Raw genomic sequence first — 18,917 nt, 5'->3', positions numbered from 1 at the left:
TCCTTTTCTACCTTACAAGGTATCCGCCGTCTACCGGGATCACTGCGCCGTTCAGATAATCTGATGCGGAAGATGCCAGAAACACACATGGTCCCTTCATGTCTTCCCCGGTTCCCCATCTGTGGGCCGGAATTCTGTCAGTTATCTCTTTGTTTCTGGGATTCTTGGGATCCAGCAGTGCCGTATTCATCTCCGTGGCCATATATCCTGGTGCCAGTGCATTGACATTGATATTCTTTGATGCCCACTCATTGCAGAATGCTTTGGTGATCTGCGCAACTGCCCCTTTTGATGCCGCATAGGCCGGCACTGTATATCCTCCGAAGAAGGAAAGCATAGATGCAATGTTGATAATCTTCCCTTTTGTCTTCTGTACCATAAACTGCTTTGCGGCCATCTGGCACAGACTGAACACTGCTGTCAGGTTCACATCCAGCACAAAATTCCAGTCCTCCAGAGGAAAATCCTCACTGTTATGGCGTCTCTGGACCCCCGCTCCGTTGACTATAATGTCCAGCGTGCCTCCCAGTTCTTTTACCGCTTCTGAAAATGCCTGTTCCCTTTCCTTTTCATCTGCAATATTTGCAATTACATAACTGCACCTGAATCCCTTTTTTCTCATCTCAAAGGCAGTTTTCTCCGCTTTCGGATTGATATCAATAATGCACACAGAGGCTCCTGCCTCCATCAGGCCTTCTGCCATTCCCAGGCAGAGACCTCCTGCCGCGCCGGTTACGACAGCACATTTTCCGGTCAAATCAAAATATTCCATATTGTCTCCTTCCGCATGCAAAACACACATTATTCTACTTTTCTACATGTTTTTTACATCCGAAAGGTGCAGAGTGCCGCAGTCTATACAGCACCTTATTCTTATTTTCCGCTGATCAGCTCTGATACCGTCTGCTTTGTCTCCCAAAGCTTTTCCTGGATCCGGTTCAGATTATCTTCCTCTGCCCTGGTGACCGGCGCTGATATGCTGATCCCATAATTATAAGCTCCCTTATAATCCGGAATGCTCGTGCCGACACAGAACAATCCTGCTTCCCGTTCTTCCCAGTCATAGGCAAACCCTGTCTCCCTTGCCTGTTCCAGCTCTTTCAGAAGCTGATTAAGGTTCTGGATTGTTTTGGGCGTAAAAATGATATTTTCACTCTGATCCCAGATCTCCCGGACTTCCTCCTCCGGAAGTTCCGCAAGGATCGCCTTGCCCACCGCTGTGCTTGACATTTCAAGCTCCAGCCCTATGTAGGACCCTGTGGCAAAAATGTTTGCCGCCGGAAGCACTTTATCGATATAACGGATCTTGTTTCCCGCTCTCTGTACAAAATGCACTGTCTCTTTGCATTCATCTGAAAGCTGCTTCAAATAAGGATGCACCAAACGAATGACATTGTTTCTCTCCTGCACATAATTGCCCATTACAAGCAACCGGTAGGTTAAAAAATACTTGTCTGTTTCCTTTTCCTGCTTCGCATATCCAAGCTCCACCAGCGTGTTCATAATCCTGTGGACTACCGTCACTGTCAGCCCCGTCTCATGATGGATCTCCCGAATACCCATTGTTTCATTTCTTGCCATCAGTTCTATGATCTGAAATGCCCGTTCTACAGACTGTACTGTTTCTTTCGCCATAATATCCTCCTGCGTCTTGTCTATTACAGCTATTATACCACAATCTGCAGACTCGTCATATGAATCAGTCAGTCTCTGATGCCTCTCCATTGTCTTCATCCAAATGGCTCAGATCTTTAAACTTATCCTTTCTGGACAGATAGATCGGAAGCCCAAGGAGCGTAAGTCCTACTCCAACCAATGCGTTGACCGGCTGTGTAAAGACAGTGATAACTACTACGAACAGTCCGCCTAAAATTGCCAGGATCGGAATCAGCGGATAACACGGCGTCTTGTAAGGCCGCTTCAGATCCGGTTCATCCCTTCTCAGCTTGATTACTCCGTAAAAGGCGATTGTATAAAAGATCCAAATAACAAACATGCACATGTCCGTGAGAGAGTTATAAGACCCTGATATAATCATTATCGATGTGACAGCCAATAAAAAGATGCCGCTGACAACCGGAGTCGCATATTTAGGGTGGAGATAAGCAAACTGTTTGCTGAACGGCAGCTTATTCTGCACTCCCATGGCATATGGTATTCTCATACCCATCATAATGTTGCTGTTCAGCGTACCGAACACAGCAATCAGGATTCCTACGGTGATGAGCTTTGCACCTATGTTTCCGCCCAGCAGCTTAGCTGCCACATCCGCTGCAGGTGTTGCTGTATTGGCCAGCTGGTCTGCCGGTATCACAAGAAGGTATCCAATGTTGATAACTGCATATACAAGAATGACAATACTAAGACCCAGTACAATGGCCTTGGGAAGGTCCTTTTTAGGATTCTTCATCTCCCCGGCGGCATTTCCCACATGGATCCAGCCGTCATAGGCATACATACAGGTCAGCATTCCGGTGGCAAAGATGGCTATAAACGAATCTCCCGTGTGGATAAACGGCGTCAGATTTTCCGGGCTGCTCTGCGTGGAGGTGAATGCCATGAGAATAATCACGGCCAGCGGCACAAGCTTTGCGACTGTAAACACATTTCCGATCATTCCCCCTACATTTGCTCCCAGGCAGTTACATACGATCAGGAAAAACACCATAAAAATGGCAAACGAAATCGTATATTTACTGTCCACACCTACGAGCTTTAATGCCTGGATGGAAAAGATCGTTCCCAAGGCCCCTACGTTCGCCGGCCAAAACACTACGGACTCACACCATCCCAGCAGATATCCCAAACCCTTTCCAAAACATTTCTCTACCCAGGACACCAGACCTCCTGTTTTGGGAATAGACGCTGCAAGCTCTGCTGTCGTCAGGCCTCCGAACAGTGTAATCAGTCCTGCAAAAACCCAGATCAGCAGACCGATGCCGGGTGCACCTCCTGTGATCGTGTAGACTGCCTGCGGCTTGAAGAATACTCCGGAGCCGATGACCATACCAATGACAGAAAGCATAACAGTACTCAGTCCAAGGCTTCTTTTCAACTGTGTATTTGATTCATTTTTCATACGAATGCTATTAATCCTGAGATTAATATCCTCCTTTCCTGATTATAAACTCTCAACAAACTTCTGAATCCGTGCCATTCCCTTCCGTATTGTCTCCACTGAGGCTGCATAAGAGATTCTGATATATCCCTCTCCCTGTTCTCCAAAGGCAGATCCCGGTGCTACCACAACTCCCTCCTTTTCAAGCAGCCCTTCTGCAAACTCCGTAGAACCAAGCCCTGTTTCTTTGATATTGATAAAGGCGTAAAAAGCTCCTTTGGGAGGTCTGCATGAAATCTTTCCGATCTTTTCAATACATTCCAGCAGCACTTTTCTTCTCTCTGCATACTGTCCGTACATTTCCCGTATGGATGCCTGCCCGTTATTGATGGCCTCCACTGCCCCGTACTGTGCAAAGGTTGTGACACAGGACGGAACGTTTTCCTGAAGCTTGGGCATCAGGCTTACGATCTCTCCCGGCCCTGCCAGATATCCGATTCTCCACCCTGTCATTGCATAGGTTTTTGAACAGGAATCTATATAAATGGTTCTGTTCTTCATACCATCCAGGGATGCGATGTTGACATACTCACCCTCGTACAGCAGATGTTTGTAAACGGCATCATAAACCACATACAAGTCATGCTCCAGTGCCACTTTTGCGATATCTTCCATGACTTTTCTGCCTGCCACAGCTCCGGTAGGATTGCACGGTGAATTCAGCAGAATGACTTTTGTTTTATCTGTAACCTTTTCAGACAATGCCTCATAGGTAAAGTTAAAGCCATTTTCCTCATATACAGGAACCGGCACTGGTACTCCGTGGTTCATGCTGATCTGTCCATAATAATTTGCATAGCATGGATCAGAAATGAGCACCTCATCCCCCGGATCCAGCAGTGTGGCCATGCTCAGGTACAGTGCTTCCATTCCCCCTGTGCATACAAGAATTTCATTTTCCGGATTATATGCTACATGGTCATATTTTTTTGTCTCTCTGGCTATAGCCTGTCTCAGCGGCAGAATGCCTGCATTGTCTGTGTAATGCGTCTGTCCGTCCTCCAGCGCTTTCTGGGCCGCCTTTATAATGTTTTTCGGTGTATCAAAATCCGGCTCTCCCAGAACAAAGCTTATGGTGTCCTCTTTATTTTTTGCCAGATCAAACATCCTCCTGATGCCTGACTGAGGCAGCAGTGTTGCATCTGATAATTTCTTCATCTTTTATCCTCCTGACTTCAATCTTTATTCCCCAGGCTGCAGTCCACCAAAACCTTTAACGTACTCTCCCCGGGATCACGGATCAGATCAAATACAGTTTCTGCATTTTTAAGGTCTACAATATGAGTGACTACCCTTTCTAAGTCGTCCGCTATACGTCCGGCGTATTTCACGGCCTGTCCGAACTCTCTTTTTGTATATACACGGCTGCCCACCAAAGTCTGTTCCTTGAAATTCACATCCTGCAGGTTCACCGCATGGGGCTCCTTATGTACTCCTGTCAGACAGATTGTCCCTCCGATCCGGCAGATTTCTGTCATCTGGGCTGCGGCCGGTGCAGAACCGCTGCATTCAAACACCAGATCTGCCCCGGTTCCGTCGGTCTGCTGATTCACATACTCTGCCAAATCCTGCTCCTGTACATTTACTGTCTCAAGCCCAAAGTCTCTGCAGATTTTTAGCCGTTCCCGGTCCACGTCAGAAATTATGATCCTGGAGGCACCTGCATTTTTCAGCACAATTCCTGTCAGAACTCCGATCGGCCCGGCTCCGATAACTGCCGCTGTATCCAGCATTTGAAAATCTGCCTGATGCATGGTTCTGATGATCACCGCCAATGGTTCTATCACTGCCGCTGCCCGGTCCGATATCTCATCATCAAGCTTAAACAGCATATCCTCGTCACAGTTCACATACTCAGCGATTCCTCCGTCCACATCAATCCCGATCAGCTTTAACGATCTGCACACATGCGGAATGCCGTTTCTGCAGGCAAAGCATTCCCCGCAGGATAAAAGCGGATACGGAGCAACCCGGTCTCCCACCTTAAAATTTTTACTTCCGCCCCTGATCTCTTCAATGGTCCCGACAAACTCATGTCCCAGCACAAGCGGAGCCTTTGCCCTGGGATGTCTGCCTGAAAAGATCCCGATATCAGAACCGCAGATTCCGCAGTAATGCACCTTGATGCGCACTTGTCCTTCTCTCAGTTCTGCCGGGGGCCTTTCCTGCACTTCAGCCTTCTCAGGCCCGGAATAAACTAACGTTTTCATACTGCCTCCTTTCATTTGTTCCGTTATCCGGAACAGTGTTCCTTAATTACACTTGCATCATACAAGAATCATTTCCGGCTGTCAATCAGTTTTCGATAGATTCCATACGAACTATTTGTTTTTCCACGATTTAACCAAGATTTAATTTAAAACGAACCTGATTCTTCTCTTACTTTTAGTTAATTTTGCTAATTAACTTTTGTTAACTATCTCTTTTAAGTGACGTAAAAAAGATGACAGAGGTTCCAAAAAACCTCTGTCATCTTTTTCTTTTCCAAATTAATTATTCTAAAACTGCTCCGCTGCTGCCTGAAGTTACACTTCTTGCATATCTTCTCAGATAGCCTTTTTTAAGCTTCTGTTCCTTTGGCACCCATGCGGCTTTTCTCCTGTTAAGCTCATTTTCATCTGCCAGCAGGGAAATTGTATGATTGGGAATATCAATTTCGATCAGATCTCCCTCCTGTACAAGTGCAATGGGGCCTCCCACCGCCGCTTCCGGTGACACATGGCCGATGGCTGCACCTCTTGTAGCGCCGGAAAATCTTCCGTCCGTAATCAGTGCCACGCTGTCTCCCAGGCCGCTGCCCATGATAGCCGATGTAGGATTCAGCATTTCTCTCATGCCCGGTCCCCCTTTAGGGCCTTCATACCGTATCACAACCACATCTCCGGATACGATCTTCCCTGAATTAATTGCTTCCAGGGCAGGTTCCTCTCTGTCAAATACTCTGGCCCGGCCTTTGTGGTACAGCATTTCATCAGCCACTGCAGAACGCTTTACCACGCAGCCGTCCGGTGCAAGATTCCCTTTCAGCACAGCAATACCTCCGGTACTGCTGTACGGATTTTCTGCTGTTCGGATAATGCTTGTATCTTTGATCTCTTTTCCTCTGATATTCTCCCCAACCGTCTTCAGCGTGCAGGTGGGCAGATCTGTATGGATCAGTCCCAGTTTGTTCAGCTCATGCATTACCGCAGGAATTCCCCCTGCCTCATTCAGATCCTCAATATAGGCTTCCCCGGCCGGCGCAAGATGGCACAGATTCGGCACTTTCCCGGATATGTCATTTGCCATGGCAAGATCCAGGCGGATACCGCACTCATGGGCCACAGCGGGCAGATGAAGCATACTGTTTGTGCTGCATCCCAGAGCCATATCCACCGTCAGGGCATTTTCAAAGGCTTCCTTCGTCATAAAATCAGAGGGTTTCATATCCTTCTTAACCAGTTCCATGACCTGCATTCCTGCCTTTTTTGCCAGCCGGATCCTCTCAGAATAAACAGCCGGTATGGTGCCGTTTCCCGGCAGTCCCATTCCCAGCACTTCAGTCAGACAGTTCATACTGTTGGCCGTAAACATGCCGGAACAGGAACCGCAGGTAGGACAGGCTTTCTGCTCACATGTCTTCAGTTCTTCTTTGGTGATTTCACCTGTCTGATGTCTGCTCACTGCTTCAGACACAGTGGAATAGCTGATCTTCCGTTTCCCCACAGTTCCTGCCAGCATAGGCCCGCCGCTTACAAAGATAGACGGAATATCCAGCCGGGCTGCTGCCATCAGAAGGCCAGGTACATTTTTATCACAGTTGGGTATCATCACCAGCCCGTCAAACGGATGGGCTGTGGCCATAGCTTCCGTAGAGTCAGCAATCAATTCTCTGGTCACCAGGGAATACTTCATTCCCTCATGCCCCATCGCAATGCCGTCACAGACAGCAATCGCCGGAAACACAATGGGTACGCCTCCGGCCAGGGACACTCCTTGTTTTACTGCTTCTTCGATTTTATCCAGGTTCCGGTGTCCGGGCACAATTTCATTTTTTGAGCTGACAATTCCGATCAGCGGTCTTTCCATTTCTTCTTCTGTAAGTCCCAGTGCATACAGCAGAGAACGCTGCGGGGCTGCGGCATCCCCTTTTTTAATGCGGTCACTTCTCATATTCATATCCTCCTTTTATTATAAGACATCATATCTCTTGTTTGTTGTATTATAACTTATGCGTTGTATGATGTCAATGTATACATATGATATCATTTCTTTATACATTTGCACGGATCCGTTCAGAGTGCTTTTTATTCCAGCCGGTTGAGACTTCTCAATAAGCTGAAAAGCGCATGGCTACTGGGTTTTTAGCCAAATGTATCAGTTTATATATTGGCCGATTTGCCGCCTAAATGCTGCCCATATTTACTAAAGCCTTATAAAGGCTTGTAGGAACAAGTAACAAGTTTTAACTATGCCGCTCTGAATTTGACTTTTATGAGGAGCAGCTTTAGAATGTAAACATATACACCTTTGGCGGATAAGGTGTACTCGACAAATCGGTGTTTGCAGGGAGGTTACAATATGGACGGAAGCATTATAGGATTTATAGTATGGGCGTTATGCGGTTGTCTTATGATTGGTCTGGGAATTAGTGCCTTTTTCTCAAAGAAAGCAGTTGGTTTTTGGGCAAATATTAAGACTTTTCCAGTGAATGATATAAGGGGATATAATCATGCAACTGGTAAACTATTTATTATTTATGGAGTCATTTTTATCGTATTAGGAATGCCGTTACTCTGCGAACAAAATACGCCATATATCTTGCTATCCGTTTTGGGTGTAATGATAGAAACAATAGCAATTATGGCGATTTATAGTTTATCTATTACAAAGAAATACAGAGAGAAATAGAACAATTCCCATTTGTCGGTCTGATTCAACTACGCCTTATTGGGAGAATGCATACTACGTTATCTAGTTGTTTTCAATCGTGGAAAGTGTGGTATTTGATATGCCTCAGTAGGCTGGACAAGGACTTGCTGGTTTTACTTTTTCTTCCGCCCAAATGCAATTTGCCACAGGCAAATAATTTCTCTATGCATTTGTGCGCATCCTGCACGGAGTGCTTTTTTATTCCATAGGGAGGTTCGGAGAACTTTCCTATGGAATAAAAAAAGAAGGCCAAAGCCTTCTTGTAGTTCAACTCATAGTCTATATATTCAATTCCTTCATCGCATGCAGAATATGAATCCTCATTGCGCTTCTGGCTCCCTCTGCATTTCTGGCTTCCAGAAACTCCATAATCAGTCTGTGGTCATTTAAGGTATCTTTTACTGCCATCTCCTTCTGCCTGGAAAGAGTGACCCCCTGACCGATTCCCTGATAGATCACAGGCATAAGCTGATTCATAAATTCATTGTGGGTTGCCTTTGCAATGGACCGGTGAAACAGCTGCTCCACTTCCGTCCTGTCTTCGTTCTTCTGAATTTTATCTTCCACCCGGCGCCCATAGGCCAGAATCTGTTTAAGCTCTGTATCACTTGCCCTCATAGCCGCATAATAGGCGGCTTCCGGCTCAAAAATCAGTCTCATCTCATAGAGATCTCCTGCATTCACCCCGGCATCCTTTAAAGGTGTCAGAAACTCCAGATGATCCGCATCAATCCCCTGGCTCACAAACGTCCCCCGGCCTCTCTGAATCTCCAATATACCGTTTGCCACCAGCGCCCTGACCGCCTCCCTGAGAGTAGTCCTGCTGATCTCCAGCTCCTTTGAAAGTTCATTTTCATTGGGCAGCTTGTCGCCGGGCCCGAACCTTTTTTCCATTGTGATCATTGTAAGTATTTGCTCTGCAACGCTGTCTGACAGCCGTTTCTCTCCCATGATACCTCTCCTTTTACCTGGCGAGCAGGCCGAAGCCCTTCTCACTTTCCTGTCTTATCCACAGCCGCCTTACATGCAGCCTTCTTTTATCAACACCTGAGACAATACCTTCCAGACTCTTTCATACCCTTCCCTTGTGAGATGAACTCCGTCCACAGTATAGCTTAAAGGCAGTTCCCCATCTGCTCCTGCCAATCCGGCAAATACATCCACATAAAAATATCCACTGCTTTCGCATAGACTTTTAACAGCAGAATTTATCATCCTGATCTCATCATTTGACTTTCCCTCGGACCAGAATGGAATCCTGTTTCCAGTTTTTTTCGTATACATAGGATAAAGGGATTCTATGTAGATCCTGGTATCAGGCAGCTGCTTTCTGAGCCTGTCCGCTGCCCGCAGAAGCTGTTCTGCCACCGTCTCTGCGCCTCTGTAAAAAGGCAGCAGATAATCATTTGCTCCTCCCTGCATCAGGACAACATCCGGACACAGAGGTACTACATCCATAACAGCCCTGGCCGCCATCTCAGGAACCGTATTCCCGGCTTCTCCTCTGTTATACACCCGGGCTTTTACATTCTGAAAAAACTCCATCGGAAAATAATCTGTCAGAGAATCTCCGAACAATACGATGTTTTTGTCCGTTTTTATAGCTTTCTGCTGTTTCATTGGTCTCTCCTAAACATCACTCATCCAGCTCTATAAATTCATACACCTCATCAATAAATACTTTGCCATCCAGATGGTCGATCTCATGGCAGAAGCATTTTGCCATCTCTCCTTCCACCGTATATGCCACATCCTGTCCATTTTCATCCATTGCTTCTACTGTCACCTTAGCCGGGCGGAAGGTTTTTCCGAAACGGTTCGGAAAGCTCAGGCAGCCCTCCACACATCTTTGTGAACCGCTTTTTTCTGTGATAACCGGATTCACCAGCTTTAAATAATACCCCTCATAATCAATGACAATCATCCTTCTTAAAATTCCCGCCTGATTTGCGGCCAGAGCTGCACCATTATCCACACTGTGCAGAGTATCCATCAGATCATCCAGCTGGCGCCTGGCGGTGTCATCCACCTGCGGCACAACTTTGCACTTCTTTTTTAAGATCGGATCACTGCCCATCCGGATTTTTCTAACTGCCATTTTATTCTCCTCCTATGAAATAACTCCTTCAAATGAACCCTGCCCGTCCAGCGGATTCCTCTGCAATTTTAAACTTCTTTCTCTGCGAACAGCTTTATTCCTTCAAGGAACTGCTCTCCGTATTTCTCAAGCTTAAACTGTCCCACACCGCTTACTTCCAGCATCTCCTCCAGGGTTTTGGGCCTCTCTGAGCTCATGCCTGCCAGCGTTTTATCTGAGAATACCATGTAAGGCGGCACCTTCTCATCTTTGGCGATCTCCATTCTGAGCCTCCGCAGTTCTTCAAACAATGCCAGATCCTTCTCCGCCAGTGCAGAGACAGCACCGGCCTTCTTCTTCCGGGCTTTTGCCGGCTGTTTTTCTTCCTTCTTCGGAAATTTTACTGTCAGTCTTGCCCCCTCCAGAAGTTCAGCCGAGGTATCCGTCAGCTCCAGTACCGGGTAATCGTCATTGCTCAGCCCCAGATATCCCTGCATCATCATCTCGTTTAACAGCTGCTTCAGTCCCGGCACTGTCATATCTGATAACGCTTTATATTCCGGGTTGTCATTCAGATTCCTTTGACGGATCTTTTGATTGTCTGCCCCTCTCAGAACATCCACGATCAGGTTGATTCCAAAGCTTCTCCGGCAGTCCTGAATACATCTGATCACTTTCTCTGCCTGCTCCGTCATATCCGCAGGTTCAAACTCTTCCAGGCAATTGCTGCAGTTTCCGCACTCTATGCCGCTCTCTTCGCCGAAATAGTTCAGAATATAATGCCTCAGGCATTCACTGGAAGCACAATAAAATGTAATCTGCCTTAAACGCTCCAGATCTCTCTGCAAGACGATTTTCCTGGTCTCCTGGTCCAGTTCTTCATTCTCTTCTCCATTTTCAATCAGAAAACGGTTCGTCCTCTGATCAGAAGCTCCAAAGTAAAGAATACACTCTGCCGCTTCCCCGTCTCTTCCTGCCCTTCCGGCCTCCTGATAATAGCTCTCCATATTTTTCGGCATATTATAATGGATGACAAATCTGACATCCGGCTTATCAATTCCCATTCCGAATGCATTGGTTGCCACCATAATCTGCCTGCGGTCATAAATAAAATCATCCTGATTTTCCCGGCGCTCTGCATCTGACAGCCCTGCGTGATATCTTGTGACGGAAAATCCGGCCTCTCTGAGCCGGTAACAGACCTCCTCTACACTTTTTCTGGAAAGACAGTATACGATTCCGCTGCTGCCCGGCATCTTCTCTTCTTTTTCCTTTAGATAACGTTCTAACTCCTGATATTTATCCCTGGGCTTCTTTACTCCGAAAAACAGATTGCCCCGGTCAAATCCTGTAGCCATGACCAATGGACTTTTAAGCTCCAGAATGTTTAAGACATCTTCCTTTACCTCCGGCGTAGCTGTGGCTGTATATGCACCTAAAACAGGCCGGTACGGCAGTTTCTCTAAAAAGGAGAGAATCTTAAGATAGCTGGGCCGGAAATCCTGGCCCCATTGGGAAACGCAGTGAGCCTCATCAATGGCCAGAAAGGAAATTTCGGCTCCCGAAGAGAGAACAAACTGCAAAAAGCCTTCTGTCTCAAGCCTCTCAGGCGCCACATAAATGATCTTATATCTTCCTTCCCCGGCCAGCTTAAGCGCCTTCCTGTACTGGCCCATACTCAGTGAGCTGTTTAAGTAGGCTGCATGAATCCCGGCCTGGTTTAAGGTTCCCACCTGATCCTTCATCAGAGAGATCAGAGGGGAGACAACCAATGTAATCCCCGGCATCATCAGCGCCGGTATCTGAAAGCACAGAGACTTTCCTGCTCCCGTAGGCATGATACCCAGTACATCCTGACCGCTTAAAACTGCATCGATCAAAGGCTTCTGGCCCTCCCGGAAATCATCATATCCAAAATATTGTTTTAATAAGCCTTGTGCACTCTGCATAAATCACCTTTCATGATCAATCTCCGTATACTTAAGATTCTTTCCTCTTGTCTTGTCTTTGGGATACTTCCTTTTGTTTTTCTCTATCTTATCTGTGAGACATTCTCTGAGATCAAATCCATACATCTGAGAAAAGCGCAGAAGAAAGAAAAACACATCTGCAAGTTCCTCCGATATATGTTCTCTTGACCCTGGGGACTCCATCATCTCCTGCATCTGCTTTTCCGACTTAAAACGAAACAGATCCAGCAGCTCGTTGGATTCGGTGGAAAGTCCGATAGCCAAATCCTTCGGATCATGAAACTGATCCCAGTCCCGGTCCTCACAAAACTTCTGCACTTCTTCCGTTAAATATTCTAACATATCCATATTAATTCTCCATAGCTGTTCGTTTCAATGAATACTGTTATTATATAACACTTTGTCCTCACATGAAATACGGATCTTTATAATTTAGAATTTATTTACAAATCTAAACTTTGTTTTTAAAGGTTCTCCTTGCAAGACAGTTCTTCAGCCTCCAGCTTAAAGACACAGACTGCCTCCAGCATTTCCTCAGAAAATTCCCACTCTTCTTTCCCTGTATTGTGATGCATAATCAGACTCAGTGCCTTCTTTTTTTCTTCTGGTTCGTTAACGAATAACATCTTTCCGCTGCCGGTCACACTCTGGAATGCTGCAGAATAGCTGCAGGCATTGACTCCTTCCTTCAGCGTATAATTTGTATCAAGTTCAAATCCAGCATAACCATTTTTCCTGATCAGATCAATCTTTCTTCCCTCTTTTGCACTGTGAAAATAAAAGATTCTCCTGCTGTTTTCTTTTTCATACCCAAAGCTCAAAGGCACAATATAGATCCTTCCTTCGTCCTGAAGCCCCAGCCTGCAGCAGTAACAATCTGAAATAATCTTGTCGATCTTCTCTTCATTCAGCACTTCTCTGTCTTTTTTTCTCATCCTTTATCCTCCCATAAATGATTTACTGTGAAAGCTTTCTGGACAGCTCTTTTACCGGAAGACCGTTCTTCCTGATCTGCTTTCTCCACCCCATCTGTCCCGCCAGCTTATACATGATTCTTGGAATACCCGGTGAGATAAAACGGTCTTCTGCCCTGTGCCCTCCGGCGATATTTTCTGCAATTTCTAAAATACCCCGGGAAAATTCTTTTTTAATCCCTTTTCCTTCCGGTATATCTGCAATCATTGGTATCATTCCACCGCCGCCGATGCCCAGCCCCTGTCCCCAGGAAAGTCCTGCTTTCCGGCACCAGCACTTCATCATATTCAGCGCAATACGGTTTTGACTGCCCTCATAAAACCCGCAGTTTACAACAGCATACACCATCTTGTCAGAATGTGCATCCTTCCACATCTTTTCCATCTGCTGTAAGACCTCAATAAGATGAGAAGGGATGCTGTCCACATAAAGAGGAAAAGCAAAGACCACAGCTCCGCAGTCCAAAAGCTGTGTTTTCAGCTCCTCAGTTATCTCCGGGCTGTGGACAGATATTTCTGTAAATTCATGTCCGGACAGTGCGTCTTTCAGCTCTCTGAGAATCAAGCCCGAACTGCTTCCTGAATACTTGGGACTTCCGTTGATTCCTGCAATCTTCATACTCTATCTGCCTCCTAACTGATATGGTGTTTCACCAAACTGAATACTTTCAACGTCTGCGTACAAATTTACTGCGTTGGCTTTCACCAGTTCTTCTGCAATGTTCTTTTCCTCTTCCGTCAACTGTGCTCCATAAAACCGCACGGTCATCTTCAGTGTCTTTTTATATCTCTGTTTATGATGCATCTCATTATTTTTTATTACAAAATACGGATGCAGATATGGGATGCTCCGATCCAGCACATTTTTCACAAAAGGACTGTAGCCGCCGTAACAGCATTCACTGATAACCTCAATCTCACTGCACCTAGAAATCAGCTCTCCCATATCCCCATATCGGTCCCGGATAACACATCTCCCGGGAGTCTTGATCCAGCATCCAAAACATCCGGTACAATTCCGGATCCTGCCTTCCTTTCCCACCAGTGTTACCTTCTCTGAAGGGCCAAAATCAAAATGCTCTAATTCTTTTTCGTTCAAATCATGAATGACTACTTTCATTATTCTCCTTTCTGATCTGAGCCAAAAATGCCCAGAACGCCTCATCAGCCTTCCAAGAAACTTTTTGCATAAGAAAATTAATTAACTGTCTTCCTCTTTCTTTTTATAAAGCCGGGAAAATTCCAGCACCTGTTTTCTGAGGGCCCTTAACGCTTCTTCCTCTTTATCCGGTTCCTGGTCATATTGATTGAGAAGGAAAAAGATCGGCGCATAAAAATTAACTGCTATGGCTTCCGGGTCATTTCCCTCAAATACTCCTCTTTTCATCATTTCCGCAAATAACTCAGTCTGATATGAAATAGCCGCATCCATAAAAAGGCCGCGGTAGACTGCATATACTTCTTTATCTCTGTACTGCTCAGTCACAAGCATCCTTCGGAACCTGGCTGCAAACTCATCCTTCAAATAGAACAGAAAAATTTTTTCGCTCAGTGCCAGAAGTCCCTTTTCACTGATGCTGCCGTATAGCTCTGCCGCTTCTGCCATGTCATTTTCATCCGGCAGCCCGTTCTCCCTGGACATACGCTCCATGCGGACCGACATTTCCTTTACAATGGTATCAAATATTTCTTTTTTACTTTTAAAATGCTTATATAGAGAACTGTCCTTAATGCCCACTGCGTCTGCAATATTTTTTACACTGGTTCCCTGATACCCTTTTTCTGCAAACAAAGTCAGTGCTTCCTGGATAATCCGCTCTTTTGTGGTCATGCTTCTTCTCCCTCCAGCATAGCCTTTACCATCTGTTCCTGCTCAAATAAGGCACAGCCCCCGCTATGAAATTCTTCCAGCCTTTTGCTTCCCCGCAGTTTTAAAAACAGAGGAGATCTTAAGGCTTCTCTGAGGCTTGTATGTACCAGACTGGTATCTGAATAAGGAGAAAACGGACAAGGCTCTGCACTGCCTGCTGCATTGATATGAAAAAAACCTCTGCCTGCTGCCAGACAGCCTCCTGATGCTTTCTCATCTCCCGGAAATGAAATGAACATCATATCCTCCTGCTTCTTTCTCAAATGAAAAAGCCTTCTCTCAAATTCCTCTCTCTCCTTTTCTCCCGGTGCCAGATGCTGAGTCTTTCCATCCGCCGGCACATACTCTACATATACCACTGCTTTGCAGCCAGTGTCTGCCAGTCCGCGGATGAATTCTTCTGATGTAACTTCCTTAAGATTTTCATTGGTTACCGTAACCGAAACTCCAAACAAAAGGCGGCGTTCCTTAAGGCTCTTCATTGTTTGGCTGACTGCAGAATAAATGCCGTCTCCCCTTCTGGCATCGGTCTGCTCCCGGTCTCCTTCTATGCTCAGCACCGGCAGCAGATTTCTCTTATGGGCGAACATCTGAAGATCATCATCGCCAATCATCGTTCCGTTTGTGAATACCGGAAACAGAAGATCCTTATGTTTCCCTGCTTCCTCCAGAACATCTCTGCGCATCAGAGGCTCCCCGCCTGCCAGCAGGACAAAGCTGATGCCCAGATTCTCTGCCTGCAGAAATATATCTCCCCATTGTTCCCCGGTAAGCTCCCCGGAGTCAAAACCCTCGGTACACGCACCGTTTGCCCTTGCATAGCACCCCTTACAGTACAGGTTGCATCTGCTGGTAATACTGGCAATTAAAAAGGGAGGGATATGTTCTCCCCTTTCTTCTGCTTCTCTCCTCATATTTCTGGCTCTTTTTTCCGCAGCCATAAACTGAAGCAGAAAGAAACTGCCTTTCGGATCCGAGATTTTAACAATACTGCGAAGTATGCGTTCTGTCCCGCTGCTCAAATATTCTTCTAACTGAAAATCCTGCATAGTCCTGCCCTCCTTTTGTGAAGCCAACCAGGCTAGTGATTACTAGCTTTGTTATGATAAGTATAGCTAGCAATCACTAGCCTGTCAAGAAAAAGCTGACAAGTCCGCTGAAACATCCTGTACAGCAAAAGGCCCCCGACAATTTTCGTGTCAGAGGCGTGATTCAGAGATTTTTACTATTTGCCTGGATTTGTTTTCCACAGTATAAAGATCAAATCCTTTTTCGGTTTTTTCACGGTCAGGTTTCTTTCAGGTTTTTCATTTTTTCCAGTTCCTCCTGTGATACAGAATCCAGAAGATAATGCTTCTCCTTTTTCTGTTTGCTGAGAAATTCATCCCTGATCAACTGGTTTGCCAGGTGAACTTCCTCAAGCAGCTCTCTGGCAGAAAGCAGGGAACATCCCTGCCCTCTGATGATAATCTGTTCCAGCCCGTCGGAGGTCGCCACTGTCACATCATATTTATGCCCATTCTCATGTGCAAATTTCTCAATATATTGATCGGCAGTTTCAGCCTCTTTTGTATAAACCACGTGGATATTATGATAATCGAGGATTTCCGTTTCATGTCCTGTGACCCGGTAGGCATCAAAAACAACAATCAGCTCGCATTTCCTGATTCCCTGATAATTGCTCATAATATCCAGAAGTTTTCCTCTTGCCGCATCAATGTTGTCCTCGGCCAGTTCCCTTAAATCATCCCATGCAAAAATAATATTATAGCCGTCCAGCAACAGATATTTTTTCCCTGTTTTTTTCTTTACTGAAGCCCTTGATACAGAACTCTTATAGTCTTCTATCGTTCTTTCCAGCTTCTTTTTCTTCCATCCATTCTTCTGCTTTCTGTTTGCATAATACGTCTGCTCAATAATCCGGTCAATCTCTTCGGTATCAATCCATTCCTCGTCTGTGTACACCTGCCGGACAGGCTCCTCTTTTTCTGCGTCCCCGTCATCTAAACTCAGCTGGCTGTCCACATGCATATAGTCCTTTACCTGATCCCAGCTTACTGAGAATCCCGCTCCGTGGGAACAAAAAACGGAACTTGTGGGATTTTCAGCATCTTTCTCAGAGTCATAACCTGTCCGCTCTATCACCTCTTCGGCATTATGGCACGGCTCGTATCCTTTCAAAGCGCAGAAAAGACGGCCGCGCCCTTTTGTATAGGCAATTACCTCTCTCTGGTAATCGGACATTTCCGAAACCGGGGCAGTTCCGGTCAAGACCGACATCTCTCCTTCAGACTGAGGAACCTCAAAGCTTCCGTACATGCGCTCAATATCTGACATAGCCCGTCCCACCATCTGCTGCGGTACTTCCAGCCGGAACTCATAATACGGCTCCAGCAGCATACAGTCCGCCTGTTTAAGCCCCTGACGCAGTGCCCGGTAAGTAGCCTGCCGGAAATCCCCACCCTCTGTGTGCTTTAGATGAGCCCGGCCTGCTGCCAGGGTAATCTTCATGTCAGTAACCGCTGATCCTGTGAGCACGCCCGGATGTTCTCTTTCCTGTAAATGTGTAAGAACAAGGCGCTGCCAGTTTTTATCCAGCATATCTTCACTGCAGGATGTATCAAACTGAAGGCCGCTTCCCGGTTCCAGCGGCTCCATAAGCAGGTGCACTTCCGCATAATGCCTTAAAGGTTCAAAATGCCCGACACCTTCCACTGTATTCTTAATGGTCTCTTTGTAAACAATATTTCCGGTGCCGAATTCTATAGAAGTATCAAAACGCTCTTTAATCAGGCTCTTTAATATTTCCAGCTGTACTTCTCCCATGATCTGTACCTGAATCTCCTGAAGCTCTTCATTCCATACGATATGAAGCTCCGGTTCTTCCTCCTGAAGCTGTCTTAACTTGGGCAGCATCACGCTGGCACTGACTTCCCGGGGCAGGATCACCTGATAATTAAGAACCGGTTCCAGAACAGGGAAATATCCTCCCTCTTCGATGCCAAACCCATCGCCGGGGCGGGTCTTCGTAAGGCCTGTGACCGCACACACTGTCCCGGCCCTGGCTTCCTCTGCCGCCTGAAACTTTTCACCGGAATAAATGCGGATCTGATTCACCTTCTCTTCTTCAGTTCCATATCTCAGCACGGTTTTTACTTTCAGTGTCCCGCCTGTAATCTTAAGATGGGTCAGCCGGTTCCCCTGGCTGTCCCTGGAAATTTTAAAAACCCTGGCACCGAACTCCCCCGGATCCTGCTTCTCACCGGTATATGTCTCAAGCCCCTCCAGAAACTCATAAACACCGTCTGACTTAAGCGCCGAACCAAAAAAACATGGAAAAATTTTGCGGTCTGAAATCACATCTCTTACACTGTCATTTTGTATCTTTCCCGTCTCCAAAAATTCATCCAGAAGCTTTTCATCACTGACTGCGATATCCTCAAAAAACTCAGTACAGTTTTGCCGGGAAAAATCAACACAGCCTTCATCCAGGTATTTTTTCAGTTCTTCCAAAAGCCGTTCTTTGTCTGTCCCGTCCTGATCCATTTTGTTGATAAACAAAAATACCGGTATATGATATTTCTCCAGCAGACTCCAGAGAGTCTGGGTATGGCCCTGCACCCCGTCTGCACCGCTGATTACCAGAACTGCGCAGTCCAAAACCTGCAGGGTCCGTTCCATCTCCGCAGAAAAATCCACATGTCCTGGTGTGTCCAGGAGTGTTGCCTCCATCTCTCCGAACTGAAACACTGCCTGTTTCGAAAATATGGTAATTCCTCTGTTTCTCTCAATCTCATGCGTATCTAAAAACGCATCTTTATTATCCACCCGGCCCATGCTCCGGATGCTGCCGCTCTCATAGAGCAGCCCTTCCGACAGAGTTGTCTTTCCTGCATCCACATGGGCCAGAATTCCGATCACTAATCTCTTCATAATCTATAAACTCATTTCTATATTCTTATTAACTGCCAGCTTCATTATAACAAATACCGGCTGA

Annotated in this window: 18 protein-coding genes; 1 reads left to right on the top strand and 17 read right to left on the bottom strand. The window is 46.1% G+C overall.

Annotated features, from left to right (window positions below):
* Positions 1-7: 7 nt before the first annotated feature.
* The 6 genes from KH180_RS00410 to ilvD all read right to left on the bottom strand — a co-directional run bounded on the left by KH180_RS00410 (position 8) and on the right by ilvD (position 7,270).
* Positions 8-772, bottom strand: a complete 765-nt coding sequence (locus KH180_RS00410) for an SDR family oxidoreductase (RefSeq protein WP_290755342.1) — start codon at positions 770-772, stop codon at positions 8-10.
* A 101-nt stretch (positions 773-873) separates the two neighbouring features.
* Positions 874-1,635, bottom strand: a complete 762-nt coding sequence (locus KH180_RS00405) for an IclR family transcriptional regulator (protein WP_290755340.1) — start codon at positions 1,633-1,635, stop codon at positions 874-876.
* A 64-nt stretch (positions 1,636-1,699) separates the two neighbouring features.
* Positions 1,700-3,079, bottom strand: coding sequence for an APC family permease (locus tag KH180_RS00400; RefSeq protein ID WP_290755338.1), 1,380 nt, complete (start codon positions 3,077-3,079; stop codon positions 1,700-1,702).
* Positions 3,080-3,121: 42 nt separating this feature from the next.
* Positions 3,122-4,276 carry a pyridoxal phosphate-dependent aminotransferase gene (locus tag KH180_RS00395; RefSeq protein ID WP_290755336.1) on the bottom strand — a complete coding sequence of 385 codons (1,155 nt, stop codon included), beginning with the start codon at positions 4,274-4,276 and terminating at the stop codon, positions 3,122-3,124.
* A gap of 17 nt (positions 4,277-4,293) precedes the next feature.
* On the bottom strand, positions 4,294-5,328 hold the full coding sequence (locus KH180_RS00390; protein ID WP_290755332.1) for a zinc-dependent alcohol dehydrogenase: 1,035 nt from the start codon (positions 5,326-5,328) through the stop codon (positions 4,294-4,296).
* 283 nt (positions 5,329-5,611) lie between these two features.
* Positions 5,612-7,270, bottom strand: coding sequence for a dihydroxy-acid dehydratase (gene ilvD / locus KH180_RS00385; protein ID WP_290755629.1), 1,659 nt, complete (start codon positions 7,268-7,270; stop codon positions 5,612-5,614).
* A gap of 408 nt (positions 7,271-7,678) precedes the next feature.
* Here ilvD and KH180_RS00380 point away from each other — a divergent pair, with 408 nt between their 5' ends.
* The gene (locus tag KH180_RS00380; RefSeq protein WP_290755329.1) at positions 7,679-8,008 is read left to right on the top strand and encodes a hypothetical protein; all 330 of its coding nucleotides are present in this window, start codon (positions 7,679-7,681) and stop codon (positions 8,006-8,008) included.
* A gap of 300 nt (positions 8,009-8,308) precedes the next feature.
* On the opposite strand, the gene KH180_RS00375 is transcribed toward KH180_RS00380, so the two are convergent.
* The 11 genes from KH180_RS00375 to KH180_RS00325 all read right to left on the bottom strand — a co-directional run bounded on the left by KH180_RS00375 (position 8,309) and on the right by KH180_RS00325 (position 18,853).
* Positions 8,309-8,980 carry a FadR/GntR family transcriptional regulator gene (locus tag KH180_RS00375; protein WP_290755325.1) on the bottom strand — a complete coding sequence of 224 codons (672 nt, stop codon included), beginning with the start codon at positions 8,978-8,980 and terminating at the stop codon, positions 8,309-8,311.
* A 69-nt stretch (positions 8,981-9,049) separates the two neighbouring features.
* On the bottom strand, positions 9,050-9,649 hold the full coding sequence (locus tag KH180_RS00370) for an SGNH/GDSL hydrolase family protein (RefSeq protein WP_290755323.1): 600 nt from the start codon (positions 9,647-9,649) through the stop codon (positions 9,050-9,052).
* 16 nt (positions 9,650-9,665) lie between these two features.
* Positions 9,666-10,127 (bottom strand): peptide deformylase, encoded by a 462-nt coding sequence (gene def / locus KH180_RS00365; protein ID WP_290755320.1) that lies wholly within the window; start codon positions 10,125-10,127, stop codon positions 9,666-9,668.
* A gap of 68 nt (positions 10,128-10,195) precedes the next feature.
* A complete protein-coding gene (gene recQ, locus KH180_RS00360) occupies positions 10,196-12,055 on the bottom strand; it encodes a DNA helicase RecQ (protein ID WP_290755318.1) in 1,860 nt (619 codons plus the stop codon).
* 3 nt (positions 12,056-12,058) lie between these two features.
* A complete protein-coding gene (locus KH180_RS00355; RefSeq protein WP_290755317.1) occupies positions 12,059-12,424 on the bottom strand; it encodes a nucleotide pyrophosphohydrolase in 366 nt (121 codons plus the stop codon).
* A gap of 116 nt (positions 12,425-12,540) precedes the next feature.
* A complete protein-coding gene (locus tag KH180_RS00350) occupies positions 12,541-13,011 on the bottom strand; it encodes a pyridoxamine 5'-phosphate oxidase family protein (RefSeq protein ID WP_290755316.1) in 471 nt (156 codons plus the stop codon).
* 22 nt (positions 13,012-13,033) lie between these two features.
* Positions 13,034-13,669 (bottom strand): NAD(P)H-dependent oxidoreductase, encoded by a 636-nt coding sequence (locus tag KH180_RS00345; RefSeq protein ID WP_290755314.1) that lies wholly within the window; start codon positions 13,667-13,669, stop codon positions 13,034-13,036.
* 3 nt (positions 13,670-13,672) lie between these two features.
* Entirely contained in the window at positions 13,673-14,170 is a 498-nt protein-coding gene (locus tag KH180_RS00340; protein WP_290755312.1) for a flavodoxin family protein, read from the bottom strand.
* An 81-nt stretch (positions 14,171-14,251) separates the two neighbouring features.
* Entirely contained in the window at positions 14,252-14,881 is a 630-nt protein-coding gene (locus tag KH180_RS00335; RefSeq protein WP_290755309.1) for a TetR/AcrR family transcriptional regulator, read from the bottom strand.
* On the bottom strand, positions 14,878-15,969 hold the full coding sequence (locus tag KH180_RS00330) for a radical SAM protein (RefSeq protein WP_290755307.1): 1,092 nt from the start codon (positions 15,967-15,969) through the stop codon (positions 14,878-14,880). Before KH180_RS00330 ends, KH180_RS00335 begins: the two co-directional genes overlap by 4 nt.
* A 238-nt stretch (positions 15,970-16,207) precedes the next feature.
* On the bottom strand, positions 16,208-18,853 hold the full coding sequence (locus tag KH180_RS00325; RefSeq protein ID WP_290755305.1) for a translation factor GTPase family protein: 2,646 nt from the start codon (positions 18,851-18,853) through the stop codon (positions 16,208-16,210).
* Positions 18,854-18,917: the final 64 nt, after the last annotated feature.

Source organism: Anaerostipes sp. (genome assembly GCF_018381315.1).
In the GTDB taxonomy this organism is placed as follows: Bacteria; Bacillota; Clostridia; order Lachnospirales; family Lachnospiraceae; genus Anaerostipes.
The sequence above is the reverse complement of the archived record's forward strand: the minus strand, read 5'-3'. Positions and strand labels throughout refer to the sequence as shown.

Bases quoted from the DNA above. Each gene is read 5' to 3' on its own strand.
- KH180_RS00375 (WP_290755325.1), bottom strand. From the start codon at position 8,980: ATGGGAGAGAAACGGCTGTCAGACAGCGTTGCAGAGCAAATACTTACA.
- recQ (WP_290755318.1), bottom strand. From the start codon at position 12,055: ATGCAGAGTGCACAAGGCTTATTAAAACAATATTTTGGATATGATGAT.
- KH180_RS00400 (WP_290755338.1), bottom strand. From the start codon at position 3,079: ATGAAAAATGAATCAAATACACAGTTGAAAAGAAGCCTTGGACTGAGT.
- KH180_RS00370 (WP_290755323.1), bottom strand. From the start codon at position 9,649: ATGAAACAGCAGAAAGCTATAAAAACGGACAAAAACATCGTATTGTTC.
- KH180_RS00325 (WP_290755305.1), bottom strand. From the start codon at position 18,853: ATGAAGAGATTAGTGATCGGAATTCTGGCCCATGTGGATGCAGGAAAG.
- KH180_RS00405 (WP_290755340.1), bottom strand. From the start codon at position 1,635: ATGGCGAAAGAAACAGTACAGTCTGTAGAACGGGCATTTCAGATCATA.
- ilvD (WP_290755629.1), bottom strand. From the start codon at position 7,270: ATGAGAAGTGACCGCATTAAAAAAGGGGATGCCGCAGCCCCGCAGCGT.
- KH180_RS00380 (WP_290755329.1), top strand. From the start codon at position 7,679: ATGGACGGAAGCATTATAGGATTTATAGTATGGGCGTTATGCGGTTGT.
- KH180_RS00355 (WP_290755317.1), bottom strand. From the start codon at position 12,424: ATGGATATGTTAGAATATTTAACGGAAGAAGTGCAGAAGTTTTGTGAG.
- KH180_RS00340 (WP_290755312.1), bottom strand. From the start codon at position 14,170: ATGAAAGTAGTCATTCATGATTTGAACGAAAAAGAATTAGAGCATTTT.
- def (WP_290755320.1), bottom strand. From the start codon at position 10,127: ATGGCAGTTAGAAAAATCCGGATGGGCAGTGATCCGATCTTAAAAAAG.
- KH180_RS00335 (WP_290755309.1), bottom strand. From the start codon at position 14,881: ATGACCACAAAAGAGCGGATTATCCAGGAAGCACTGACTTTGTTTGCA.
- KH180_RS00330 (WP_290755307.1), bottom strand. From the start codon at position 15,969: ATGCAGGATTTTCAGTTAGAAGAATATTTGAGCAGCGGGACAGAACGC.
- KH180_RS00390 (WP_290755332.1), bottom strand. From the start codon at position 5,328: ATGAAAACGTTAGTTTATTCCGGGCCTGAGAAGGCTGAAGTGCAGGAA.
- KH180_RS00410 (WP_290755342.1), bottom strand. From the start codon at position 772: ATGGAATATTTTGATTTGACCGGAAAATGTGCTGTCGTAACCGGCGCG.
- KH180_RS00345 (WP_290755314.1), bottom strand. From the start codon at position 13,669: ATGAAGATTGCAGGAATCAACGGAAGTCCCAAGTATTCAGGAAGCAGT.
- KH180_RS00350 (WP_290755316.1), bottom strand. From the start codon at position 13,011: ATGAGAAAAAAAGACAGAGAAGTGCTGAATGAAGAGAAGATCGACAAG.
- KH180_RS00395 (WP_290755336.1), bottom strand. From the start codon at position 4,276: ATGAAGAAATTATCAGATGCAACACTGCTGCCTCAGTCAGGCATCAGG.